Annotated in this window: 22 protein-coding genes; 14 read left to right on the top strand and 8 right to left on the bottom strand. The window is 62.2% G+C overall.

Annotation, left to right across the window (positions count from 1 at the left end; translation table 11 throughout):
* Window positions 1–16: 16 nt before the first annotated feature.
* The gene (locus tag SR908_RS08040; RefSeq protein ID WP_040240145.1) at window positions 17–571 is read right to left on the bottom strand and encodes a YfaZ family outer membrane protein; all 555 of its coding nucleotides are present in this window, start codon (window positions 569–571) and stop codon (window positions 17–19) included.
* A gap of 80 nt (window positions 572–651) precedes the next feature.
* Window positions 652–1,338 carry an orotate phosphoribosyltransferase gene (gene pyrE / locus SR908_RS08045; protein WP_246923328.1) on the bottom strand — a complete coding sequence of 229 codons (687 nt, stop codon included), beginning with the start codon at window positions 1,336–1,338 and terminating at the stop codon, window positions 652–654.
* A gap of 93 nt (window positions 1,339–1,431) precedes the next feature.
* On the opposite strand from pyrE, the gene SR908_RS08050 reads away from it, so the two are divergent.
* Entirely contained in the window at window positions 1,432–2,199 is a 768-nt protein-coding gene (locus tag SR908_RS08050; RefSeq protein WP_040240152.1) for an exodeoxyribonuclease III, read from the top strand.
* Window positions 2,200–2,277: 78 nt separating this feature from the next.
* Here the strand turns inward: SR908_RS08050 and rph are convergent, their stop codons facing one another.
* Window positions 2,278–3,000 carry a ribonuclease PH gene (rph, locus tag SR908_RS08055; RefSeq protein ID WP_175575839.1) on the bottom strand — a complete coding sequence of 241 codons (723 nt, stop codon included), beginning with the start codon at window positions 2,998–3,000 and terminating at the stop codon, window positions 2,278–2,280.
* A 162-nt stretch (window positions 3,001–3,162) separates the two neighbouring features.
* Between rph and SR908_RS08060 the strand changes: the two genes are divergently transcribed.
* From SR908_RS08060 to SR908_RS08085, 6 genes are all read left to right on the top strand, one after another.
* Entirely contained in the window at window positions 3,163–4,026 is an 864-nt protein-coding gene (locus tag SR908_RS08060; RefSeq protein ID WP_246923326.1) for a YicC/YloC family endoribonuclease, read from the top strand.
* Window positions 4,027–4,246: 220 nt separating this feature from the next.
* Window positions 4,247–5,806, top strand: a complete 1,560-nt coding sequence (locus SR908_RS08065) for a Na+/H+ antiporter NhaC family protein (protein ID WP_246923323.1) — start codon at window positions 4,247–4,249, stop codon at window positions 5,804–5,806.
* 284 nt (window positions 5,807–6,090) lie between these two features.
* Entirely contained in the window at window positions 6,091–6,927 is an 837-nt protein-coding gene (locus SR908_RS08070) for a DUF3883 domain-containing protein (RefSeq protein ID WP_218839392.1), read from the top strand.
* Window positions 6,928–7,088: 161 nt separating this feature from the next.
* The gene (locus SR908_RS08075; protein ID WP_097021446.1) at window positions 7,089–8,324 is read left to right on the top strand and encodes a CynX/NimT family MFS transporter; all 1,236 of its coding nucleotides are present in this window, start codon (window positions 7,089–7,091) and stop codon (window positions 8,322–8,324) included.
* A 231-nt stretch (window positions 8,325–8,555) separates the two neighbouring features.
* Entirely contained in the window at window positions 8,556–9,902 is a 1,347-nt protein-coding gene (locus tag SR908_RS08080) for a type II toxin-antitoxin system HipA family toxin (protein ID WP_097021802.1), read from the top strand.
* Entirely contained in the window at window positions 9,899–10,207 is a 309-nt protein-coding gene (locus SR908_RS08085; RefSeq protein ID WP_097021447.1) for a transcriptional regulator, read from the top strand. The genes SR908_RS08080 and SR908_RS08085 overlap by 4 nt, the downstream gene beginning before the upstream one ends.
* Window positions 10,208–10,462: 255 nt before the next feature.
* Here the strand turns inward: SR908_RS08085 and SR908_RS08090 are convergent, their stop codons facing one another.
* Window positions 10,463–10,786 carry a 50S ribosome-binding protein YggL gene (locus SR908_RS08090; RefSeq protein WP_097021448.1) on the bottom strand — a complete coding sequence of 108 codons (324 nt, stop codon included), beginning with the start codon at window positions 10,784–10,786 and terminating at the stop codon, window positions 10,463–10,465.
* 230 nt (window positions 10,787–11,016) lie between these two features.
* Window positions 11,017–12,234, bottom strand: coding sequence for an MFS transporter (locus SR908_RS08095; protein ID WP_097021449.1), 1,218 nt, complete (start codon window positions 12,232–12,234; stop codon window positions 11,017–11,019).
* A gap of 232 nt (window positions 12,235–12,466) precedes the next feature.
* On the opposite strand from SR908_RS08095, the gene SR908_RS08100 reads away from it, so the two are divergent.
* Entirely contained in the window at window positions 12,467–13,051 is a 585-nt protein-coding gene (locus SR908_RS08100) for a histidine phosphatase family protein (RefSeq protein ID WP_097021450.1), read from the top strand.
* 10 nt (window positions 13,052–13,061) lie between these two features.
* Here SR908_RS08100 and pyrC read toward each other — a convergent pair whose 3' ends face one another.
* Entirely contained in the window at window positions 13,062–14,117 is a 1,056-nt protein-coding gene (gene pyrC, locus SR908_RS08105) for a dihydroorotase (protein WP_246923320.1), read from the bottom strand.
* Window positions 14,118–14,160: 43 nt separating this feature from the next.
* Window positions 14,161–15,369, bottom strand: coding sequence for an MFS transporter (locus SR908_RS08110; RefSeq protein ID WP_246923317.1), 1,209 nt, complete (start codon window positions 15,367–15,369; stop codon window positions 14,161–14,163).
* 108 nt (window positions 15,370–15,477) lie between these two features.
* Here SR908_RS08110 and gmk point away from each other — a divergent pair, with 108 nt between their 5' ends.
* The 4 genes from gmk to SR908_RS08130 all read left to right on the top strand — a co-directional run bounded on the left by gmk (window position 15,478) and on the right by SR908_RS08130 (window position 19,145).
* A complete protein-coding gene (gene gmk / locus SR908_RS08115; protein WP_097021452.1) occupies window positions 15,478–16,125 on the top strand; it encodes a guanylate kinase in 648 nt (215 codons plus the stop codon).
* Between the two features lie 64 nt (window positions 16,126–16,189).
* Window positions 16,190–16,441, top strand: coding sequence for a DNA-directed RNA polymerase subunit omega (rpoZ, locus tag SR908_RS08120; protein WP_040240363.1), 252 nt, complete (start codon window positions 16,190–16,192; stop codon window positions 16,439–16,441).
* Between the two features lie 28 nt (window positions 16,442–16,469).
* Window positions 16,470–18,605: a bifunctional GTP diphosphokinase/guanosine-3',5'-bis pyrophosphate 3'-pyrophosphohydrolase gene (spoT, locus tag SR908_RS08125; RefSeq protein ID WP_097021453.1), complete on the top strand. Its 2,136-nt coding sequence runs from the start codon at window positions 16,470–16,472 to the stop codon at window positions 18,603–18,605.
* A gap of 150 nt (window positions 18,606–18,755) precedes the next feature.
* Window positions 18,756–19,145: a RidA family protein gene (locus SR908_RS08130; RefSeq protein ID WP_097021454.1), complete on the top strand. Its 390-nt coding sequence runs from the start codon at window positions 18,756–18,758 to the stop codon at window positions 19,143–19,145.
* A gap of 36 nt (window positions 19,146–19,181) precedes the next feature.
* Here the strand turns inward: SR908_RS08130 and SR908_RS08135 are convergent, their stop codons facing one another.
* The gene (locus SR908_RS08135; protein ID WP_245846284.1) at window positions 19,182–20,141 is read right to left on the bottom strand and encodes an AraC family transcriptional regulator; all 960 of its coding nucleotides are present in this window, start codon (window positions 20,139–20,141) and stop codon (window positions 19,182–19,184) included.
* A 362-nt stretch (window positions 20,142–20,503) separates the two neighbouring features.
* On the opposite strand from SR908_RS08135, the gene SR908_RS08140 reads away from it, so the two are divergent.
* Both SR908_RS08140 and SR908_RS08145 read left to right on the top strand, forming a co-directional pair.
* Window positions 20,504–21,688, top strand: coding sequence for an efflux RND transporter periplasmic adaptor subunit (locus SR908_RS08140; RefSeq protein ID WP_097021456.1), 1,185 nt, complete (start codon window positions 20,504–20,506; stop codon window positions 21,686–21,688).
* A 103-nt stretch (window positions 21,689–21,791) separates the two neighbouring features.
* Window positions 21,792–24,974 (top strand): efflux RND transporter permease subunit, encoded by a 3,183-nt coding sequence (locus tag SR908_RS08145; RefSeq protein ID WP_097021457.1) that lies wholly within the window; start codon window positions 21,792–21,794, stop codon window positions 24,972–24,974.
* Window positions 24,975–25,021: the final 47 nt, after the last annotated feature.

The following is a 25,021-nucleotide window of genomic DNA, read 5'->3' on the forward strand; positions in this document are numbered from 1 at the left end:
ACAGCGCCCGGCGCCGTCAGAAGCCGACGCTGACGCCGACTACCGGTCCACTGTCGAGGGTATGCTCACCGCTCTCGTCGAAGTCGGTGCGATAATAACGATAGCCGCCATAGAGATAAGTCTGCGAGACGACATTGACTCGCGCCTGGGCGCCGTACTCATAGCTCTTCTCGATGTCGCCATGGCTCAGGCCATCCGGCGTATAAAAGCCGTAGCCGCCCACCGAGGTCAGCGGAATCGGCGTATCGACGTAGGCCGAGCCGCCGAGACCGACGCCACCACCGTCGCCGAAGTGCGTGTCCTGGTACTGATAGCGCGCACCCACCGAGAGATCGACCAGCGGCAGGTAGGGCGAGAACATCAACGACCCGGAGTAGGTATCAGCGTCGTGACCGCTGTCGTCCGAGGTGAAGTAACCGGCACTGGCCCGCAACGTGGGAAAGATGCTTTGGCTCGCTTCGATCCCATGCGAGTCGGCACCCGCGTTGGCGGAAACGCTGAGCGCCATGGCCTGCTGGCTGGCCAGCAGGAGGCCGGCGGAGGTGAGCGCGAAACCGAGTGACTTGATCATGGGGGACTCCCGCAAAAGATGGTGAACACTGCCACCACTATGGCATAATCGCATCAGTTTAGAAACGCCGTTTTCAAACCTTATCCGTCGAGCCGCACGCCGTAACGATCACGATACGCACGAATGGCCTCGGCATGGGGCTTGAGGTCGTTGTCGGCATGGGTTTCGAGATAGGTCAGCACCTGGTCGAGCGTGACGATACTCACGACCGGCATAGCGTAGCGTGCCTCGACCTCCTGAATAGCGCTGCGGCGCTGGGCGCCATCTTCGGCCTGGCCGCACTCCTGACGATCGAGAGCGATGACCACGCCCGCCGCCTGGGCATCGGCGGCATCGATCAGCTCCATGACCTCGCGGATCGCGGTGCCCGCAGTGATGACGTCGTCGATGATCAGCACCCGCCCGGCGAGCGCCGCGCCGACGATGTTGCCACCTTCGCCGTGGGCCTTGGCTTCCTTGCGGTTGAACGCGAACGGCAAGTCGCGGTCATGATGATCGGCGAGTGCCACGGCTGTGGTGGTGGCAAGCGGGATGCCCTTGTAGGCCGGGCCGAACAGCACGTCCGCCTCGAGCCCGCTATGCGCGATGGCCTGCGCATAGAAGCGGCCCAGACGCGCCAGGGCGCGGCCGCTCTTGAATAGACCGGCGTTGAAGAAATAGGGGCTGACCCGCCCAGACTTGAGGGTGAATTCACCGAATTTGAGCACACCTTCTTCGATGGCGAATTCGATGAACTCCTGCTGATATGATTGCAGTTGCGCGGTCACGCCGGACTCCCTATCACCCTGATCGCTATTACACATTTACCTAAACGTCGAAAGCTCAGGTATCATACACGCGCGACGAAAAAGGGACCATGTATGAAAATCGCCAGCATCAATGTCAACGGAATCCGCGAAGCGGTCGGGAGGGGGTTTCTCGACTGGCTGGCCAATCAGGACGCCGACGTCATCTGCGTCCAGAACCTCAAGGCCAAAAGCTTCGAACTCGACGACAGCATTCTTTTCCCCGAGGGATATGAGGGCTATTTCCTGGACGCCGAAGAAGACGGCTTCTCGGGTGTAGGGCTCTATTGCCGCAAGATTCCCAAGGCCATCATGTACGGGCTGGGCTTTCCCCAGTGCGATAACGAAGCGCGCTTCCTGCAGGCCGATTACGATCGCTTCAGCATCGCCAGCTTCCTGATGCCCGACGGTAGCGACATGGAGGCTAAGCAGTCCTTCATGAATCAGTACCAGGAATATCTCAGCAAGATGGTGAAAAAGCGCCGCGAGTACATCATCTGCGGCACCTGGCACATCGCGCACAAGACCATCGATCTTGCCAACTGGGCCGATAACCAGACCACCCCCGGGTTTCGCCCCGAAGAGCGCGCGTGGATGGACCAAGTCTTCGGGCCGATGGGCTATATCGACACCTTCCGCGAAATCAATCGCGATGCCAGCCAGTACACCTGGTGGCCCAAGCTCGATCAGGACGTGCCTCGCATGCGTCAGGAAGGCTGGCGTCTCGACTATCAGATCGTCGGCCCCGAATTCCGCCGCCACGTGGTGGATGCCTGGATCGACCGCGACGCGACCTTCTCCGAATTCGCGCCGCTCATCGTCGAGTACGATCTCGAGCTGTAACGTCGCCGGTCCCGCGCAAACGACGACGCCGGCCCTAGGCCGGCGTCGTGCGTTCTTGGCGTATGCTATCGTCCGCGATCAGTCGCGAAAGCCCAGCGCCTCGCGCTGATGATCGAACAACTGACGCCCGGCACCCTCGGCCAGATCGAGCATCGCATTAAGCTCCTGGCGGGTGAACGTCGCCGTTTCGGCGGTGCCCTGCACCTCGATCAAGCCGCCATCCTCGGCCATGACCACGTTCATGTCGGTGCCCGCCGTGCTGTCCTCGGGATAGTCGAGATCGACCACTGGCTGGCCCTTGAAGATGCCCACCGACACCGAGCTCACAAGCTGCTTGAAGGGATCCTTCTTGATCAGCTTCTCGCGTTGCAAGTGATGGATCGCATCCACCAGCGCCACACAGCCACCGGTGATCGACGCCGTGCGTGTGCCGCCATCGGCCTGGATCACGTCGCAATCCACCGTGATAGTGAATTCACCCAGCTTCTTGAGATCCACCACCGTACGTAGCGAACGGCCGATCAGGCGCTGAATCTCCAGCGTGCGTCCGCCTTGTTTGCCACGCGTGGCCTCGCGTCCGCCACGGGTGTGGGTCGCGCGCGGCAGCATGCCGTATTCCGCAGTGATCCACCCCTGATGCTTACCGCGCAGCCAACGCGGCACGCCAGCTTCAACGCTGGCATTGCACAGCACCTTGGTATCACCGAAGCTCACCAATACGGAACCTTCCGCATGGCGCGTATAGCCCCGCTCGAGCGTAATCTCGCGGGGTTGATCGGGCTGTCGTCCACTCGGGCGCATACCACCTCTCTGCATCGTCGATCGAAAAACCAAATTCGGAACAATCAAGTTGCGGGCATACCGCAGCAATCCGCGCATTCTACACTCAAGCGAGCCTCAAGCGGACCGTGAATCGGTTAGACTGCAAGATTCAAGACTGGCTTCGCAGCGCAGGAGAATCGCATGGCTTACAGCATGACCGCCTTCACCCGGCAGACACAGGACGCCGATTGGGGCAGCTTGCAACTCGAGTTGCGCTCGGTAAATCAGCGCTACCTGGAACCGCATTTCCGCCTGCCGGATAGCCTGCGCGATCTCGAGCCGCATTATCGCGATGCGTTGCGCAAGCACCTCTCACGCGGCAAGGTCGAATGCACGCTGCGATTCGAACCGGCTCAAGGTAACACCACGCTTCACGTCAACGAGACACGCCTAGCCACCCTGGCCCAGGCGCTGGAAACAGTACGCGCACAGGTGCCCGACGCCGCCATGCCCGATGCCTTGGCGCTACTCGATCACCCCGGCGTACTGGAAAGCGACGGGCTCGACCTCGAGCGTGTCCAGCATGCCGCGCACGCACTTTTCGATGCCGCACTGGACGACCTGATCGCCGGCCGCGCTCGAGAAGGCGAGCGTCTCGCAGCCTTGATCCGCGAGCGGCTGGCCGGCATTCGCGACCTGGTGGCCGAGGTCCGCGCGCATCTGCCCGCCATTCTGGACAACCAGCGCCAACAGTTGACCGACCGCCTGAATGCCTTCAAGGCAGAACTCGACCCACAGCGTATCGAGACCGAAATCGCCCTGCTCGCCCAGAAGGCCGACGTCGCCGAGGAGCTCGACCGCCTCGAGACCCACGTGGCCGAGGTCGAGCATCAGCTCACGCAAAAAGGCCCCGTCGGCCGTCGCCTCGACTTCCTGATGCAGGAACTCAACCGCGAAGCCAACACCCTCTCCTCGAAATCCATCGTCGCCGACACCACCCGCTGCGCGGTGGAGCTGAAGGTGTTGATCGAACAGATGCGCGAGCAGATCCAGAATTTGGAGTGAAGTCCACGCAAACCTGCAAGCCCATGTATGGGGAAGATAATTCCTGATGACGTTTCTTCAGGGGTATCTCCCAAGCCGTTGACCATGCCTGGGATCGCCGCAAACGGCCGCCGGGTATAGCCGTGGCGATCTAACGTGGACTGGGGACACCCTTCCGACGGTTGGGCCTACCGCCCTGTCCTTGATACGACTCACAACAATTACATGATGGAGACACTTTATGTCCTTTGGTCTGTATTCCCTGTTCCCTCCGTTGCTCGCGATCATACTGGCACTGGTGACTCGCAACGTGATTCCCGCGTTGTTCTGTGGGGTGTGGCTGGGGGCAACGATGCTCAGTGGCGGCAACCCGGCGGCCGGACTCTACGATAGCTTCGCGGATTTCATCATCCCCAGCGTAGGCGATGAGTGGAGCGCCACTGTCCTTATCTACTGCGGCCTGTTCGGGGTATTGATCACCGTGCTGCAGCGAACCGGCGGCGCCCATGCCATCGCCCGAGCCATTTCCTCCAAGGTGGCCTCTCCGCGTGGAGCCCAAGGCGCCACCCTGGGATTCGGGGTGCTGATCTTCTTCGAGGACTATTTCAATGCATTGACGGTGGGAAGTGTCATGCGGCCAATTACCGACCGCATGCGCGTCTCACGCGAAAAGCTCGCCTACATTGTCGATTCGACCTCGGCGCCCATGTGCCTGTTGGGGCCCGTATCCACCTGGGTCGTGTTCGTGATGGGGCTGATCGGCACCCAGCTTGGTGAGATGGGCATGACGGGCTCTGAGTATCTGATATACCTTTCGTCGATTCCGCTCAATTTCTATGCCTGGCTGGCGCTGTTATTGATTCTGGTGATCGTCATCACCCAATCGGATTTCGGTCCCATGGCAAAGGCCGAACAGCGCGCACGGGTAAGTGGCAAGTTGTTGGCGGATGGCGCTCAGCCGCCTTCCGATCGCGAAGCGACCGAGATGCTGGGCGTTGCCGAAGAAAGCTCACGCAAGCGCAACATGCTCGTGCCGATCGTGGTGCTGGTAGGGATGATTCCGCCCCTGTTCCTGTGGACCGGCAACTTCCCCGAGAACGACCTGATCACGGCGATGGGAGAAGCCGAGGGTGGCCTGTCGATCCTGATCGCGACCTTCCTGGCGGTTAGCGTAGCGTTGGGGATGGGACTACAACAGCGGCTGTTCGATTTTCGTGAAGCGATGGACCTGGTAGTCACCGGCATCAAGAGCATGACGCTGGTTTACATCATTCTCACCCTGGCCTGGTCGATCGGTAGTGTGACCTCGCAACTGGGCACTGCAGATTACCTGGTCACGCTGGCCCAGGCCGGCATCGCGCCGAGCCTGATTCCCGTCTTGCTGTTCTTGATCGGCTCGCTCGTCGCCTTCACCACCGGCACCTCCTATGGCACCTTCGCGATCATGATCCCCATCGCCATGCCGGTGGCTGCTGCAATGGACATGTCGTTATCGTTGGCCATTGCCGCGGTGCTCAGCGGCGGTATCTTCGGCGATCATTGCTCGCCGATTTCGGATACCACTATCCTCTCCTCGGCCGGCTCTTCGTGTGACCACATCGACCACGTACGGACCCAATTACCCTATGCAATGAGCGCAGGAACATCCGGCATCATCGCCTTCTTCGTCGCCGGGCTGACGGACTCAGCCTGGATAGGGGGACTCAGCGGGGTGGCCGCACTGTTTACGGTGGTGTTTGTATTGCGTTGGGCATGGGGCCCGAAAGCATCTGCACAGTACGACTCGGTTAGCAGACCATGACCCGGCGGGCGGGGGCCTTACCCCCGCCTCGCATATCATTGAACTCTGAAACGCCGGTACGGATCCGTACCGGCGTTTTCCTGCCTCCAGACCTGGCAAACCTATTGCCACGACGATAACCTGGTATCATGCGACGCTCGGAGATGGCGTGACGAAATACGACTTCCACTTCGGATGTATTCAAAATCAGGAAGGGTGAAGTCTTGGTGACCTGGCTGGCCACTCCCGATAGTAAGTTGTGATAAAAACGGTTTATTTTAAATAAAGAGTATCGGGTGAATTAAATGCCCCGTGAAGATTCATGGTCCGTCGATGAAATCGCATCCATCGTCGACACCTACCGCAAGATGTTGATCGCGGAGTTGAGCCATCAGCGCTACAACAAAGCAGCGCTCAATCGTCAGTTGGCGGAGCGTTTACCCAGACGAAGCTCAGGCTCTATCGAATTCAAACACTGCAACATTAGCGCAGTACTTCGCGATGCCGGCTGTCCCTATGTGGCAGGGTACAAGCCACGAAGTAACTATCAGGCAATCTTGGCAGAATGCGTCGAACAGCGCTTATTACGCAGTGAGGTTTTTGATCGAGCGGCCCTATCGGCGGCAGAACGTCCCGTCATCGACAACACACCCGAAACGCTCGAAGGCGTAGTCGTTGATCCACCCCAAACGACTCCTCAGGTAAGAGAAAGACAGGGCGGCTATGTCGTGAAACGCGACTATCTCGCTCGCGAAGCCCGCAACCGTGAGCTAGGGCATGCAGGCGAGTGCTTCGTACTTGCCTACGAACGCCAACGGCTGATGGCCGAGGGAACGCAAAAGCTCGCCGAAGCGGTGGAACATGTCGCAGCCACCCAGGGCGACGGCATGGGCTTCGATGTTCGTTCGTTCTCTTCCGATGGCAGCGAACGCCTGATCGAGGTCAAGACCACCGCCTTCGCCAAGGAGTGCGCCTTCTTTCTCTCGCCCAACGAGCTGGATTGTTCAGGTAACAACGCCGCTCGCTATTACCTTTACCGGCTCTTCAACTTCCGCGACCAGCCGAGAATGTTCTGCCTGCGAGGCGATCTCCGCGACCACCTGTGGCTGGAGCCCGATAGCTACCGCGCCGGGGTTCGCTGACACAATCGAATTCAAGGGACAGTCGCCAACCGCCATCCATGTAGTCGAAACCACTACCAGCCCTCGACCATTGGCGTAGAACCATCCCAGCTTTGGTCGTAATCGGCTACCCTTGCGTCCTCGGCTTGCCGCCGTACTGCATTACCTTTCGATTTCCAAGGATGGCTCTCTTGTCGACTTCCGCGATGCCCCGCCGGGGCGTTTTGACTCTCGTCGCGCTGCTGCTGGTGGCGCTCAACCTTCGCCCGGCGCTGACCAGCGTGTCGCCGGTTCTCGGCAGCATCGGGGAGGCGCTGGCGCTCTCTCCCAGTTGGCAGGGCATTCTGACCACGCTACCGGTACTGTTTCTGGGGCTCGCGGCGCCGCTGGCGCCACGCCTGGTCCGCCGGATAGGCCCTGAGCGCAGTGTGTTTACCGCTCTCGTGGTACTGGCGGTGGCGCTGCTCACGCGGCCCTATATCGGCACACTGGGGCTCTTCCTGGGCACGGCGGTCGCCGGCGGCTGCATCGGGATCATCGGGGTGTTGCTGCCGGGCATCGTCAAGCGCGACTTCCCCCGGCGCGTCAGCATCATGACCGGCCTCTACACCGTGGCGCTCAACCTCGGCGCTTCCGCCGCTGCCGGCACCACGGAGCCGCTGCGTCAGCTATTGGACGGCGCGTGGCAAGGCGCTTCACAGGGGGCTTCATACAGCCCCTGGCAGGGCGCGCTGGCATTCTGGTTGCTGCCGGCGGTGATCGCGGCGCTGTTGTGGCTGCCACAGCTCAAGGCCACCAAACCTTCTCGCGTTCCCGCGCGGCGCGGCGCGCGGCTGCGTCACGATTCGCTGGCGTGGCAAGTGTCGTTGTTCATGGGGCTGCAGTCGTCGCTGGCGTACATCGTGTTCGGCTGGCTGCCGACGATCCTTCAGGATCGCGGGCTGGCGGCCGTCACTGCGGGGCTGGCGCTGTCGGTGTCGATCCTGCTGCAGGTGACCACCGCGATCCTGGCGCCGTGGATCGGCAGCCGTATGCGCGATCAGCGAACGGTATTGATTGGCGTGATGACACTCACTCTGACCGGACTGCTGGGTTGTCTCTACGCCCCGATTGACAGCGTATGGCTGTGGATCGTGGTGCTGGGCCTGGGTCAAGGCGGTACTTTCAGTATGGCGTTAACGCTGCTGGCCCTGCGCGCGCCGGATGCGACGACCGCAGCCAGCCTCTCGGCAATGGCCCAGGGCATTGGCTACACCCTGGCCGCACTCGGGCCGCTGCTGGTCGGCGTGCTGCACGACTGGAGCGGCGGCTGGAACGTGGTGGGCATTCTGGTGAGTGTGCTGGGGCTGGGCGCGCTGGTCATGGCGTTGGGCGCCGGGCGCAACCGTCAGGTGGCCTCGACACAGGGTACGGAGTGACGGGTCGGCGAAAAGGCCCTCAGCGCAGGAACCGAATAGGAGAACACGAACGGCCGGCCGGTTCCCTTGCAAGCCGAGGCGTGATGGCCCAGCCGCTGGCGACCAGATAAGCGGCTCTATTGAGCAATTTATTTTTCACAGAACCGAAAAATAACATCTAATGAGCAAAAAATGACTCAAATCCTGGCAGACATGCTAGATTTGAGTATAAATTTGCCCAATATGATCGCTATGTCACTGACGATACAGCTGTTCCATCATGGCCAATGGCACGATGCGGCAGAACTCCAAATCGATGATCCGAAGGCAGGCCGGCGAGGCACTATCGCGCTCGGTTACTCGACCCATTACGCCGTCGACTGGATGGGCCGGGATGACGAGCATGCCTGTAGCCTGAACTTACCGGTCGAACTGATGCACCTGTATCGCCAGACTAACTGGTTCGCCTTGCTCGACGACATCATGCCGTCGGGGGCCAGCCGACGTTACTGGGTCCATCGACTGGGACTTCAGTCACTGCCCCCGCACGAGCAGGACTACGCCTTGCTGGCTCAAGGTACGATAGCGCCCGTCGGCAATCTGCGAATCAAGCAGGCGTTGCCCCAGCTGCCGACGGGTAGCCAGCTGAAACACCATCGGTTCACGCTGAACGACGTCGTAGAACGCCATACCGATTTCCTGGAATATGCCCAGCAGGTGGGCGCTGCCGGCGGGGGGGCGACTGGCGCGGGCGGTGAAGCACCCAAACTGCTGTTGCGTCGCGGCCCGCAAGATGAGATCTGGATCGATACCTGGCAGGACGATCCCCAGAATACCGATGCGCATTACCTGGTGAAATTTCCTCGCGGCCGCCGCTCGGACATGGATTGCGACATTCTGCGCGCGGAGTACCACTACTATCACGAGCTGCATGCGCTGGGCGTCGATACCATCGATATCCGCGGTATGGAACTCATCGAAGGGGCACGCTATCCCAGCCTCTGGCTACCTCGATTCGATGTCGATTTCATCGAAGGCGAGCGTACGCTCTACGGTCTGGAGTCGCTCTATTCGCTGCTGGAGAAGGCCCCGGGCACTTTCCTCAATCATTTCGAAGCGATCGACACGCTGGTTGCCAAGTGTCAGCGGCAATATCGCGTCAGAGAAATGGGCGAACCCTTCGACGTTGCCCGTTTCGTCGTGGAGTGGGTCAAGCGGGATCTACTCAACGTCGCTTTCGGCAACTCTGACAATCATGGTCGCAACACCGCGATGATCAAGCGTCCCGATGGCCTGTGGTTAGCGCCAGTCTATGACTTCGCGCCCATGAAGGCGGACCCTGAAGGCATCATGCGCACCACGCAATGGGGGGCGCCCTACGAAGAAGGCGGCCGTTTCGATTGGCAAGGGATCGCTCAGCGGCTCGATCCGCTGGTGCCCGCCGACGATCTGCTCGCCGAGCTTCGGCAGCTGGGAAGACGACTGAAGGGTCTGAAAGCCCGCCTGCGGCAGCGCAGTGTTCCGAAATCGATCCTCGATATGCCCGCAATGGGGTTCGATTATCTCGACGACAAACTCGATGACTGGGGGCTGACATGAGTCGTCTTTCTCCCCAGGAGCGCGAAGCGTTGTTGTTCGACCTGCTCGACCAGCTGTTCGATGAGAAAATCACCACGGGAGCGCTACTGAAAAGACTGCGCCGGGAGGTTCTGGAGATGAACCAGACCCGCTATGCCGCACTGGCGTCGGTCAGCCGCCGGACACTCTCGGCCATCGAGAACGACAGTGGGACCCAATCGCTGGGTTCTCTCAATCGTGCCTTTCGCCCTTTCGGGCTTAGCGTGGGCCTGCTCCCCCGTGATCGATCGACGCGCCAGCGTCTGCTAACGCGATCCTCTTCATGATCACTGTCAGTGTCCAAGCCAACGCCACACGCGGCAACATCGACGTGACGCTGAACGTCGAAGTGTGAGTACCAGTACTTAGACATTACCAACACGCCACCGCCCAACTCCCGGGCGAGATTCGACGGCCCGAAGCATCGAAAGATAGCTTGGGCCGTTACAATGTGATCCGACACAACACTCGAACCGATATTCGGCCGTAAGCAGAGACGCTTGAATCGCGATTGAAACAGATCTATGAATACCCTGCGTTTGTCACTCCACCTCGTAGGCATCCACCCAGTCGCTCACCGCGACTTCCGTGCACGATGGCTGTTGCTCGAGCCACTCAGCTAGCGCGAGGCGGTCGTCCTGCGAGGTATTGGCCCCCTTGCGCGGCAACACGAAGACATCGAGCCGAGCCGCGTCGACCCCGCCACCCATGACCAGGCCACGCGATTCGAGTGCTGCGTCTAGAGCGTCTAGCAGCCGCGTCGCACCCTCTTTTCCCGCTTCCTCCAAGCGGCATGACAGCGCAAACCCGAGCACCGCGACTTTCCCCTGTTCCCGTACTACGCCCCCATCTTCCATCCCCGACATAGCGTTTGCTCCACGACGTCCATCCTGGTGGTTTCAATGGCCTAGCCCTGCGCAGTATCGCGAGAATATTTATCTTGCGATGCGGCTGGGTGACACAGCCCCTAAAAACTTATCGGCAAAATAAGGAAAAACTTAAATTACCCGAAAAATGAGGCGCTCGATAGAGTGGCGATGCGAGGAGTGTGGCGACCGCCAGCGACGTACATACACGTCACTGGCGGCTTGTTACCTTATGGCGAAGTGGCGGGCTGCTGCAACGCCTCGCGCTTTTCCAGCCAGCGGCCGGTGGCGAAGATGGCGATGCCCAACAAGGCAAGCGAGGTGCCCACCAGGCCGGTGGATGACCACGCCAGACCCGCCTTGATGGTCACGCCGGCCAGCCAGGCGCCGAGCGCGTTGGCCATGTTGAAGGCAGCGTGATTGAGCGAGGCGGCCATGGTCTGGGCATCCTCGGCGACATCCATCAAGCGGGTCTGCATGGCAGGGGCGACGGCCATACTGGTTCCGACCAGCGCCACGAACAAAAACCCTGTCCACACCGAGTTGGCGGCGAAGTAAAAGCCACCTTGTACGCACGCCACCCACAGCAGAATGATCGGAATGCCGCGCAGGAGGTTCCAGTCGGCGATACGCGCACCGGCGAAATTACCCAGGATGGTGCCCACCCCGAAAATCGCCAGCACCAACGGCCCCAGCGATTCAGCCATGCCGGCCTGCTCGGTAAGCGTGGGCATGACATAACTGAAGACTGCGAACATGCCGCCGCACCCGAAACAGGCCACGCCCAGCGTGAACAACACGCGCGGCTTGATCATCGCGCTCAGCTCGCGCTTGGGACTGGCCTGACGGTCGGCGGGCTGATACGGCACCCACAGACGCACCATCAGCGCCGTCAGCAATGCGATGCCGCCCACGCCGGCGAAGGCCGCCTGCCAGCCGATTATATTGCCTACCCAGGTGGCCAGCGGTGCGCCGACCAGAATCGCCACGGTCAGCCCGGTCATGACACGCGCCACCGCCCGGGCGCGTTGATCGACGGGTACCGCCGCCGCGGCCACTAGCGCCGCGACGCCGAAGTAGGCGCCATGCGGCAGGCCGGCGATGAAACGCAGCCCGACGAAGGTGCCGAAATGCGGCGCCATGATGCTGGCGAAGTTGCCGAGGGCGAACAGCAGCATCAGCCCGATCAGCAACGCCCGCTTGGGCAGTCGTGCCGCCAGAGCCGAGATGATCGGCGCGCCGACGACGACGCCGAGCGCGTAACTGCTGATGGCGTAGCCGACATCGGGAACTGCCACCTGAAGATCGTCGGCGACGCGGCTCATCAATCCCATGATGACGAATTCGCCGGTACCGATACCGAAGCCGCCCAGCGCCAGGGCCAACTCCGCCAGGCGTGGGTGCGCGGCGCTGCCGGAAGGCGTCGACGCTTCTGTGGATGCGCTCATGGGCATTTTCCTGTCTTGAGGTCCTGATCTTGAGGAACGTATCGAGAAGAACGTGTCCCGAAGACAACGTGTCGCGACCCATGGGTCGAAACGATCAATTCTCTCAGATTTAGACTTAAGTCTAAAACATAAGCGCGCTATCAGCTGATTATTGACGGCAATGCCACAGGATACGCGCTCCGCCACGCTTGGCCTGATAGGATTACAGTAGGATTCCCATGGAGCCATCGCCATGCCCGAGCTGATTCGTCGCCCCTTTGCCTTTCTGCGCCACGGCCAGAGCACCAGTAACCTGAACCGTCGGATCGCCGGCCAGCGCGATGTCCCCCTCACTGCGCAAGGCGAACGAGAAGCGCACCAAGCATCGTTATTGCTCGGCGACGTCGCCTGGCCATTGATCGTCGCCAGCCCCCTGGAACGCGCTCGACGTACGGCCGAACTCGCCACCGGACGTGCCCCGCACTGCTTGATCGGTGGGCTCAAGGAACGCCATTGGGGCGAGCATGAAGAACACCCCATCCCCGAGACGATGCCTTATCTGCTCTCGCCCGAGGGCGGAGAAAGCTGGGCGGATTTCGTCACTCGCATCGTCGCTACGCTCAATGCCCTGCTCGTCGAGCACGAGACGCCGCTGATCGTCGGCCATTCCGGACTGATCCGGGTGATCCGTTATCTCGACAGCGGTTCGCCGGAAGGCCCGCGCACCGATAACGCCATACCGCAATGGGTGGCGCCATACGGAACACGCGGCTGGGAGATCCGCCCACTACGCGAGTCAGACGTGGCGCACCTGCCGCGCCTATCGAAGACGACCTGACCCCGGCGTATCAATCGCGTCCGGCGTTAGCCGTCCAGGCCAGGGTTTCACCGGCCTTGAAGGGCTTCAATGTCTCGCCGTGACCTTCGGTACGCTCGGGCATCGTCCAAGGGCGACGTTCGAGCTCGATTTCCTCATCGTTGAGCGGCAGGCCATAGAAGCGCGGGCCGTTCTCCGAGCAGAATGCCGCGAAGTGCTCGAGTGCGCCCTCTTCCTCGAACACCTCCGCGTATACCGACAACGACGCCTGGGCGTTGAACACCCCGGCGCAGCCGCAGGCCGTTTCCTTGGCGGCGACCACGTGCGGCGCCGAGTCGGTGCCCAGGAAGAACCGCGGATGACCGCTGGCCACCGCCGCGCGCAACGCCCGCTGATGTTCGGCCCGCTTGAGGATCGGCAGGCAATACAGATGCGGACGAATGCCGCCGACCAGCATGTCGTTGCGGTTGTGCGCCAGATGCTGCGGCGTCAATGTCGCGGCCAGGTTGGCATCGCCCTCCAGGACATACTGCGCAGCATCGCCGGTAGTAATGTGCTCGAACACCACCTTGAGTGCCGGGAAACGCTGGCGCAGCGGGATCATCACCTCGTCAATGAAGGTCTTCTCGCGATCGAAGATATCGATCTCGCCACGCGTGACTTCGCCATGCACCAGCAGCGGCATGCCGATGCGCTGCATCGTCTCGAGCAGCGGGTAGATGTCCGCGATACGTTTGACGCCATGCTGCGAGTTGGTGGTGGCATTGGCCGGGTACAGCTTGGCCGCCGTCAGCAATCCACTGGCATGCCCCGCCTCCAGCGTCTCGGCACTGACACTCTCGTTGAGGTAGCAAGTCATCAGCGGCGTGAAGTCATGACCGGCCGGCACCGCCTCGAGGATCCGTGCGCGGTAAGCCTCGGCCGCCTCCAGCGTAGTGATCGGCGGCATCAGATTGGGCATCACGATGGCGCGCCCATAGACCCGACTGGTAGCAGGCAGCACCAGGCGCATCACGTCACCATCGCGCAGGTGAAGGTGCCAGTCGTCGGGGCGGCGGAGGCGAAGACGGGTGGGGGACTCGGACATTCTCAGGCTCCTGGGCACTGACGGAAAAGCTGACGAAAAACGTTTAACGCACCACCGTGGCGGCACGCTGACGCTGCAATGATACCAAAGCAACGCCCGCCAGTGCGGCGACGCCGATGGCGAATCCCACGCCGGTGGCTTGCAGGCCGATGAGCCGCGCCACCAGGCCGATGCCCACCACGGGAATCGAAATCGCCACATAGGCGATCACGAAGAAGGTCGACGTCACCGCGCCACGCTGATTCAGCGGGCATGCCGCCGCCACGGCGCCCAGCCCGGCGCGAAAGGCAACCCCCTGGCCCAGGCCAACGACCAGCGCCCCCAGCAGGAAAACCCAAAGCATCGTCGACGCCAATCCCGCCCCAACGATCAATGCGCCGACAATCACCACGGCGCACCCTAGCGGCAAGCGATGCGCCTCGGGCAGACGCCCCTGCACGAGCTGTCCCAGTGTCGAGGCGAAAAAAACGCAGCCGGCCACCAGGCCGATCGCCAGCAGGTTCGAATGCCCCAGCACCTGGCTCATGAACGCCGGTGCAGTGGCGGTAAAGAACCCCAGCACCGCGAAACCGGCGAACCCGGCAATCACCGCCGGCACGAACACGCCACGCACTTCGGCGGGCACCTTAAGACGCTGTATGCGCAGGCGAACCCGGGGTGGCCGCGTCACGGTTTCCGATGCCACGGCAACCCCCAGCACGGCGATGGTCAGCAGCCCCAGGTGAACAACGTACGCCAGGTGTAGCGGCCACGCGGCGTATTCACCCAAGGCGCCCGCAACCACCGGCCCCAAACCCAGGCCGCCCATGTTGGCGGCGGTAGCCACGAAGGTCGCCGTGCGCTTCCAGGCCGCCGGTGCCGACTCGACCACGGCCACCGTCGCCGTGCCGGTGAAAATACCGGCCGAGATCCCCGACAGCACGCGCCCAGCCAGCAACGTGGAAAGACCATCGGCCGCAAGGAAGACGACATCGCTAAGCGCCGCTGCCACCAAACCCGCAAACAGTAGCGGACGACGCCCCAACTGATCCGACCAGCGCCCGGTGATCAACAGCGCGGCGATGACGCCCACGGCATAGGCGGCGAATATCACCGTGATGACGAGCTGCGAGAAGTCGAAGGCCGTCTGATAGCCTGGGTAGAGCGGTGTCGGCAACGTCGTGCCAAGCATGGTCACGAGAAACGCGAAGGCGACCCCGGCAAAGCCCAGCCGCGCCGTCGAATCACTTGAGGACATACCCGTGTGGGACATGCAGAAGTTTCCTTTTCAGGTGGCGCGCATCCTGCGCGATGTCGGCAGGACACAAAGTGTATGCGATAATGCTCGTTTCCCCAGAAGCGGCTCAATCGGACACGCCCTATGCCCACTCAGCTTCCGTCAAAAGGGACACTCTACATCGTCTCGGCGCCTTCCGGCGCGGGCAAGACCAGCCTGGTACGCGCCCTGCTCGAACGCATCGAAGGTATCCAGGTCAGCGTCTCGCACACTACGCGCGCCATGCGCCCCGGCGAGCGCAACGGCGTCAACTACCACTTCGTCGACGTCGAGTCCTTCGAACACCTGATCGACAGCGGCGATTTCATCGAATATGCGCAGGTCTTCGACAACTACTACGGCACCTCACGTGCCGCCGTGCAGGCCCTGCTCGACGCCGGACAAGACGTGATTCTGGAAATCGACTGGCAAGGAGCTCGCCAAGTGCGTGCGGCCTTCGACGAGGCGGTCTCGGTGTTCATTCTGCCGCCTTCGCGTGAGGCGCTCCACGCGCGGCTTGCCGGGCGCGGCACCGATGACGAGGCAACTATCGCCCGGCGCATGCGCGATGCGGTCGACGAGATGTCACACTACGCCGAATACGAACACATCATCATCAACGACACCTTCGCGCATGCGCTCGACGAGCTGAGTTTTCTGGTGCATGCCGAACGCACCCGCGTGACACGCGTCCGGGCCGCACACGCGCCACTGCTGGCGGCGCTCTTGTCACGCGTGGAAGACGTCGAGTAGACTCGAAGGTCCTTCCGCAGGTCCGGCTTACGCCGTTTTTATTTCTCGATCAGGGTTCAAACTCATGGCACGCGTTACCGTAGAAGATTGCCTCGACAACGTCGATAACCGTTTTCAGTTGGTGATGATCGCCACACAGCGTTCACGTCAGCTCGCCCGCGGCTCGCGCGATGCCCAATTGGCGTGGGAAAACGACAAGCCCACGGTCATGGCATTGCGCGAAATCGCAGCCGGCCTGGTCGATGTCAACGTCCTCGACGAAGTCGTCGACCCGCCCGCTCCCAAGCCGCGTCCTGAGCGAGAGTACAACGACTAAGTTCTCTCCATTCTCGAAGGCGCGCGCTATGTTCACCATCGACGATCTCGCGGACCGACTCGGCGGCTACTTACCCCCCGAGGAGATTCTGCACGTCAAGCGCGCCTTCTACTATGCCGAGCAGGCCCATGACGGCCAGCGGCGGCGCTCCGGCGAGCCCTACGTCACCCACCCGCTGGCGGTCGCCAACATCCTCGCCAATATGCACATGGACCATCAAAGCCTGATGGCCGCCATGCTGCACGACGTCATCGAAGATACCGGCATCACCAAGGAGGCGTTGACCCAGCAATTCGGCGAGCCCGTGGCTGAACTGGTCGATGGCGTCTCCAAGCTGACCCAGATCACCTTCGAGGACAAGGCGGTCGCCCAGGCGGAAAACTTCCAGAAGATGGTCCTGGCGATGTCCCAGGACATCCGCGTCATCATCGTCAAGCTTGCCGACCGCTTGCACAACATGCGTACCCTCGGGGCACTGCGTCCCGACAAGAAGCGCCGCATTGCCCGTGAGACGCTGGAAATCTACGCGCGTATCGCCGGGCGTCTGGGTATCAATACCATTCGCGTCGAACTCGAGGATCTGTCGTTTCAGGCGATCCACCCGATGCGCGCCGAGCGCATCAAGCGTGCGGTCACCAAGGCGCGCGGCAATCGCCGTTCGATGATGCGCCAGATTCAGGACAGCCTGCAGAAGTGCCTCGATGACGATGCGCTGGGCGGCAGCGTAGTGGGTCGCCAGAAGCATCTATTGTCGATCTATCGCAAGATGCGCGATCAGCGCAAACCCTTCGCCGAGATCATGGACGTGTTCGGGTTTCGCATCATCACCGATGACGTCGACACCTGTTACCGCATCCTCGGCGCGGTGCACAATCTCTACAAGCCGGTGCCCGGGCGCTTCAAGGACTACATCGCCATCCCCAAGGCCAACGGCTACCAGAGCCTGCACACCACGCTGTTCGGTCCCAGCGGGATGCCCGTTGAGGTGCAGATTCGCACCCGCGAGATGGAAGCGATGGCCAACAACGGTATCGCCGCACACTGGCTGTACAAGGCCGGTCAGACCGAGCGCCCCATCGGCGCCGGTAGCCATGCTCGCGCCCGCGAATGGGTCCGCGGACTGCTTGAGATGCAGCGACACGCCGGTAACTCCCTGGAGTTCATCGAGCACGTCAAGAACGACCTGTTCCCCGACGATATCTACGTGTTCACGCCCAAGGGCGATATCATGGAGCTCCCCGGCGGCGCCACGGCGGTGGATTTCGCGTACAGCGTGCACACCGACATCGGCAACAGCTGCATCGCCTGCCGCATCGACCGCCACTTGGCGCCGCTGTCCTCGACCCTGGAAAGCGGCCAGACGCTGGAGATCATTACCGCGCCCGGCGCCCGACCCAATCTGGCCTGGCTCAACTTCGTGGTCACTGCCAAGGCGCGCTCGGCGATCCGTCACGCCCTCAAGCATCAGCAGCGCACCGAATCCGTGCAACTGGGGCGCCGCTTGCTCAATCGCGCGCTGAGCGCTTTCGAGACCAGCCTCGAGGAACTGCCCGAACATCGCCTGGCGGCAGTACTCGAAGAGCTCGATATCAAACACGAGGACGATCTGCTCGAATCGATCGGGCTCGGCACACGCATGGCCTACGCCATCGCGCGCCGTCTAATGGAGTGCAACACGCCGGAAACGGCCGAGGAAGTCGCCACAGCGTCGCGCTCCGGAATGCCGATCGTGATCAATGGCGCCGAGGGCATGATCATCAGCTTCGCACGCTGCTGCTATCCGCTGCCCGGCGACCCCATCGTCGGCCATCTTTCGGTCGGCAAGGGAATCGTGGTACACCGCCACGATTGTGGTAACCTGCGGGAACTGCGTGACGACCCCGACAAGCTGTTCGCCCTGGCGTGGTCACAGCAGATCGATCAAGATTTCCCGGTGGCGCTGCGCCTGCATGTCGAGACACGGCGCGGCCTGGTCGCCGAACTGGCTGGCCTGGCGACCGACGCCGATGCCAACATCGAACGTATCGGCATCGAAGAACGCGATGCACGCCTGTCGATCGTCAACCTGACGCTGGCCGTCCACGACCGCGTGCATCTAGCCAGTATAATGAAACGACTGCGCAACCTGCCCCACGTCGGCAAGATCACTCGCGTTCGCAGTTGACACCATGGCGACCGACCCGCCGCCAACAGGAGCGGCGGGTCGGTCGTTTCGTTTTTACGATACCCGGCGCGCCCGCTAACGCGGACGCGGCGGTGTCGTTATTTTTGTCCATCGCAATGCGCACATCGCATAACGACAAGGAGCCATGCCATGAGTAACAAAGCCGTCATTAATACCGAGCAGGCGCCGGCCGCCATCGGCCCCTACTCGCAGGCCATCAAGGCCGGCAACACGGTGTACATGTCCGGGCAGATCCCGCTGGACCCCAGCACCATGGAACTCGTCGCCGAGGATATCGAAACCCAAGCGCGCCAGGTCTTCACCAATTTGCAGGCCGTCTGCCATGAAGCCGCTGGCTCGCTACAGGACATCGTCAAGCTCAACCTCTACCTGACCGACCTGAGCAACTTTGCCGTGGTCAACCAGATCATGGAAGAGTACTTCCAGGCCCCTTACCCGGCCCGCGCGGCGGTCGGCGTCAAGGAACTGCCCAAGGGCAGCCAGGTGGAAGCCGAAGCCGTCATGGTCATCGGGGACTGAAATCCGCCAGCCGTCCCCGACGACTGAGGTAAACGGTCAGGCGCGAGCGGTCTGCGGCAGCTCGCCGCGCAACTTGCTCACGTCCGTGCGGGGCGGCACGCCGAAAAGGCGGCTGTACTCGCGGCTGAAATGGGATGGACTTCCGTACCCTACGCGGAAACTGGCGGTAGCCGCCTCCATCCCCTCGGCCAGCATCAGCCTTCGCGCTTCGTGCAGTCGCAGCTTTTTCTGAAACTGCACCGGCGACATTCGCGTGACCTGCTTAAAGCTGTGGAACAGCGACGACTCGCTCATGTTCACCATGTCCGCCAGCTCGCGAACGCGCAGCGGCTCGGTGAAGCGATCCTTGAGTACCGCGATCACCTTCGAGATGCGATGGGTCTGGGTATCGGCCACCGCGAACTTGCGCATATGCAGGCCGATCTCGCCAACCAGCGCACGATAGAAGATCTCGCGTCGCACCAGCGGCGCGAGAATGCGAATGTCCTGGGGGGCATCGAGCAGGCTCACCAGTCGCAGCAAGGCTTCCACCAGCCCCTTCTCGGCCTGTACGCGCCCGAGGCCGCAAGCACTCTCGGCGCACTCCCACTCCTCCATCTCGCTCACCCCTTCACCCAACTCCAGTACCAGATCGGTGATTTCCTGAGCGTCGACGGCGAGTTTCAGCCCCAGGTAGGGTCGCTCCGCTGAGGCTTCGGTGACCTTGCCCAAGACCGGCAGATGCACCGCCGACACCATGCAGCTCAGCGGTCCATAATCGATTTCCCGATCCCCCAGCCATACGCGTTTGCTTCCCTGCGCGATAAGACAGAGCGAAGGGTCGTAGACCGTCGAGCCGATACAGTTGGTCAACGAGGAATTGGCGCGCACCAGTTCAAGCCCCGGCACCGCCGTCGGGGTCAGCCCCTCTTCCGGTGCCCATTTCTGAATCTGTCGAGACAGAGTATTCGCCAATTGGTCGATCTCATCATCCAGTGTTTCGAAAACAGGCTGCATGACACTCACGACTCCGCCCTCTCGTTAGCCGACTGGTTATCGTTTTTCGATAAAGCGCGAGTATAGGCCAGTTAACCGGCATTTTGATGACAAAAACCGATCCCTGCAGGATTGGGCAAGATCTTTGAAGAAACGGGCAAGCGCCCTCCTGACCCGCTCGATGGCCAACGTCTCTATGACTAGCGATGAACGATTTGTACAGGATTAGGCAATTAACCACGAGTAACCCGATAACGCGCATCCTTCCTGGAACCGTACATTGATCGTCCATGATCCCATGCCGGTCGTCATCGCCCTTCAGGGCGCTCCGCCGGGAACGGAACACGGGATCGACGACCGGGAACGACCAAGGGGGTCAGGCAATGAAGAAGTTCGACCAGAAGCGTATGCCGAAAGCAGGGCTGACTCACAGCCTGGGCGTCATGCTCGTCATCGCGCTGCTCATCGGCTGCGACGCCCGTGGCGAAGCAGATGCCACCAATGCTCCACCGCCCCCGGAAGTGGATGTGGCCACGGTCCTGAGAGAGCCGGTAACTCTGAGGGAGACCTTCACGGGTCGCGTGGCGTCCCCGCAGACCGTACAAGTCCGGCCACGGGTGAGTGGCTATATCGATGAGGTTGCCTTCGAGGAAGGAGAACTGGTCGAAGCGGGCGATCTGCTGTTCCGTATCGACCCCCGCCCCTACGAGGCTCGCGTCCAGGCCGCCAAGGCATCATTGGCACAGGCACGCAGCCAGCGTCAGCTCGCCGAGGTCGAGGCCGAACGGGCCAGGACCTTGGTCGGACGGCAGGCCATTTCCCGGGAGCAGCACGATCAGCGCCAGGCGGCGGCGCTCAATGCCCGGGCGCAGGAAGCCGAGGCCGAGGCCACGCTGACCAGTGCCGAATTGGAACTGCAGTACACCCGGGTCACCGCGCCGGTGGCAGGCCGTACCGGACGCGCCATGGTGACGAAAGGCAATCTCGCCAGCGCTGACCAGTCGATGCTGACCACGCTGGTGTCGGTGGATCCCTTGTACGTCTACTTCGACAGCAACGAAACCGAGGCCCAGGGGGCGCAGACGCTGATAGCCCAGAGCGAGACCATGACGCTACATATCGGCCTGACCGGCGAGACGGGCTTCCCCCACCAGGGTCAGTTGGATTTCGTCGATAACCAGATCAACGCGGATACCGGCACGCTGCGCTATCGCGCGGTTCTGCCCAACCCGGATGGCGCATTTCGGCCCGGCCAGTTCGCGCGCGTGGAGATGCCTGTGGCCAACCTCAGTGAGGCGATGCTGATCAATCGCAAGGCGGTGCTCGCCAATCAGGACCGGCGCTTCGTCTACGTGGTCGGCGACGACAATACCGTGACGCCGCGCCAAGTGCAGATCGGTCGCGAGGTGGGAGATCTGGTGGTGGTCCGCGACGGCCTGAAAGCCGGTGAGCGCGTGATCGTCAACGGCACCCAGAAGGTCCTCGCGCCGGGGATGCCGGTCGCGCCGAATCCGGTTGCCATGCGCGAGCCGACGACCGGCCAGGATGTTGCCATCAATCAGCCCTAGCGCGCGCCGGCGTTTCAATCTCGAACACGTCTCGCCCCAACGTCCCTCCCCGGAATGACAAGACGCAGCGGACATCGCATCCGCCGCCCAGGAGCCTGCTGTCATGAATTTTTCCCGCTTTTTCGTGGACCGGCCGATCTTCGCCGCGGTGCTCTCCATCGTCATCTTCGCGGTGGGCGCGATTTCCATCCCCAATCTGCCGATCGGGGAGTATCCGGAGGTGGTGCCGCCCTCGGTGCTGGTCCGCACGACCTATCCCGGCGCCAACCCCAAGGAGATCGCGGAGACCGTGGCCACGCCGCTGGAGGAGGCGATCACCGGCGTCGAGAACATGATGTACTTCAAGTCCGTGGCCGGTTCCGATGGCGTGCTGCAGATGACCATCACCTTCCAGCCCGGGACGGATGCCGAACAGGCCACCGTGCGCGTCCAGAACCGGGTCAGCCAGGCCCTCGCGCGCTTGCCGGAAGCGGTGAGGCGACAGGGCGTGACCACCCAGAAGCAGTCCCCCACCTTCCTGATGGTGGTGCACCTGGTCTCGCCGGATGACAGCTACGATACCCTCTACCTGCGCAACTACGCGCGACTGCACGTGCGTGACCAGCTGGCGAAGATTTCCGGTGTCGGCGAGGCGCAGCTGTTCGGCGGTGGCGATTACGCCATGCGCGCCTGGCTGGATCCCGATCGCATCGCCTCCCATAGCCTGACCGCCGGCGATGTAGTCGAGGCCATGCGCGAACAGAACGTCCAGGTCTCCGCCGGGCAGATAGGCGCCGAGCCGATGCCGGACAGCGATTTTCTCACCCTGATCAACGCCAAGGGCCGCCTATCCACCGAGCAGGAGTTCGGCAATATCGTGCTCAAGGTCGGCGAGGATGGCGAGGTTCTGAGGCTGCGGGACGTCGCTCGTCTCGAGATGGGCGCGGGCGACTACACCCTACGCTCTCGGCTGGATGGCAAGGACGCGGTGGCGATCGGCATCTTCCAGTCACCCGGTGCCAATGCCCTGGAGATCCGCGACCAGGTGGTCCAGACCATGGACGAACTGGCCACTCAGTTCCCGCCGGGGGTCGAATATCGCACCGTCTACGACACCACGCTGTTCGTCAGCGACTCGATCCGCTCGGTGATCCAGACGCTGCTGGAGGCGATACTGCTGGTAGTGCTGGTGGTGACGCTGTTCCTGCAGACCTGGCGCGCGTCGCTCATTCCACTGCTGGCGGTGCCGGTCTCGGTGGTGGGCACGTTCTCGGTGCTGTTACTGCTGGGATATTCGATCAATACCCTGACGCTGTTCGGGCTGGTGCTGGCAATCGGCATCGTCGTCGACGACGCCATCGTGGTAGTGGAGAACGTGGAGCGCAATATCGGCCAGGGGCTAGCGCCGCGCGCCGCCGCCCATCAGGCGATGCGCGAAGTGTCCGGCCCGATCGTCGCCATCGGCCTGGTGCTGTGCGCGGTGTTCGTGCCGATGGCGTTCCTCTCCGGCGTGACCGGCCAGTTCTACCGCCAGTTCGCGGTCACCATCGCCATCTCCACGGTGATCTCGACGATCAACTCGCTGACGCTATCACCGGCCCTGGCGGCCATGCTGCTCAGGCCCCACGACGCCCCGAAGGACCGCCTGACACGGGTGATCGACTTCCTGTTCGGCTGGCTGTTCCGGCCGTTCAACCGCTTCTTCAACGCCAGTTCGAACCGCTACCAGGGCGTGGTCTCGGGTAGCCTGCGCCGTCGTGGCGCGGTATTCGTGATCTACCTGATACTGCTGGGCACCACCGGTTACCTGTTCAAGCTGGTGCCGCCGGGGTTCATTCCGGTCCAGGACAAGATGTACCTGATCGCCGGCGTGAAGCTGCCGGAGGGAGCTTCGCTGGAGCGCACCGATGACCTGCTGCGCCAGGTGGTGGATATCGCCATGGAGACCGACGGCGTCGAACACGCCATCTCGTTCCCCGGTCTCAACGCGCTGCAGTTCACCAACACCGCCAATACCGGGCTGGCGTTTCTGACCCTGAAGCCGTTCGATCAGCGCACCCGTACCGCGGCGGAGATCAACGCCGAGATCGCCGGCAAGATCAGTGGTCTCAAGGACGGCATCGCGTTCTCGTTCATGCCGCCGCCAATCCTCGGGCTGGGCAACGGCTCCGGCTATCAGCTGTTCATCGAGGACCGCGGCGGGCTCGGCTACGGCCCGCTGCAGGAGGCGGTGACCGCCTTCCAGGGGGCGGTAGTGCAGACGCCGGGGATGAGCTATCCGATCACCAGTTATCAGGCCAACGTGCCCCAGCTCGATGCCGAGGTAGACCGACTCAAGGCGAAGACCCAGGGCGTGGCGGTGAGCGACCTGTTCGATACCCTGCAGACCTATCTGGGCTCCACCTACGTCAACGATTTCAACAATTTCGGCCGCACCTGGCAGGTGATCGCCCAGGCCGACGCCCCCTATCGCGACAGCGTCGAGGATATCGCCAGGCTGCGTACCCGCAACGCCCAGGGCGAAATGGTGCCGATCGGCTCGATGATCGATATCCACCAGAGCTTCGGCCCCGATCCGGTGCTGCGCTTCAACGGCTACCCGGCGGCGGACCTGGCCGGCGAAGCCGACCCGCGGGTGCTCTCCTCGCCCCAGGCAATGAGCGTCTTGACCGATATCGGCGCACGGGTACTGCCGGATGGCATCGACTTCGAATGGACCGACCTAAGCTATCAGCAATCCACCCAGGGCAATGCCGCACTGGTGGTATTCCCGCTGGCGGTACTGCTGGTGTTCCTGGTGCTGGCGGCGCTCTACGAGAGCTGGACACTGCCACTGGCGGTAATCCTGATCGTGCCGATGTGTCTGCTTTCGGCACTCGTCGGCGTCAGGATTTCCGGTGGCGATACCAACGTCTTCGTCCAGGTGGGCCTGGTGGTACTGATCGGACTAGCCTGCAAGAACGCCATCCTGATCGTCGAATTCGCCCGCGAACTCGAGTTCCAGGGGCGCGGCGTGGTGGAAGCGGCGCTGGAGGCTTGCCGGTTGCGACTGCGCCCGATCATCATGACCTCGATCACCTTCACCGCAGCGGTGATACCGCTGGCGCTGGGTCACGGTGCCGGGGCCGAGGTGCGACAGGCCCTGGGGATCGCGGTCTTCGCCGGCATGCTTGGTGTGACCCTGTTCGGCCTGTTCCTGACGCCAGTCTTCTACGTCGCGCTGCGCAAGCTGGCCGGCCCACTCAGCCAGGATCACGGCTCGACGATGGAAGGCGAAGATCATCGGCCGAAAAACGACCCTGAGTGATCGAGGGGCAGAGCCACACCAGCCAACCGTTGGCAAGGAGGGATACG

Origin of the sequence: Chromohalobacter canadensis (assembly GCF_034479555.1) — a bacterium.
GTDB classification, from domain to species: Bacteria; Pseudomonadota; Gammaproteobacteria; order Pseudomonadales; family Halomonadaceae; genus Chromohalobacter; species Chromohalobacter canadensis.